Annotated in this window: 1 protein-coding gene; it reads right to left on the bottom strand. The window is 43.8% G+C overall.

Going from position 1 to position 276, the window contains the following annotated elements; all coding sequences use genetic code 11:
* Positions 1–45 precede the first annotated feature (45 nt).
* The coding region (locus AB4585_RS22480; protein ID WP_372171030.1) for a phosphopantothenoylcysteine decarboxylase at positions 46–276 on the bottom strand (231 nt) is incomplete at its 5' end.

The raw sequence follows: 276 nt of genomic DNA, 5'->3' as shown, positions 1-276 counted from the left end.
ATGCTTATTGAGTAAGTTCGTTAATCTGCTCTAGTATGCTTTGCGCTAATGCTTGCTTGCTAGAGGGAAATTCTTGTGGCCATTTGGCCAGTATAAATTCAACGCATTGTCGTTTGAGTTAAAGCCGATACCCGCTTGAGATACATCATTGGCACAGATAAGGTCGAGTTTCTTTCTCGATAGTTTATCCATGGCATATTTCTCAACGTCTTGAGTCTCAGCGGCAAAGCCAACGGTAAAGGGTCTGTTTTGCGTAAGACTCGCAACGCCCGCAAT

Source organism: Vibrio sp. 10N.222.49.C9, assembly GCF_041474985.1.
GTDB lineage: Bacteria > Pseudomonadota > Gammaproteobacteria > Enterobacterales > Vibrionaceae > Vibrio > Vibrio crassostreae_C.
Note: the sequence above shows the minus strand (reverse complement) of the source record. Positions and strands in the feature narration are given on the sequence as shown.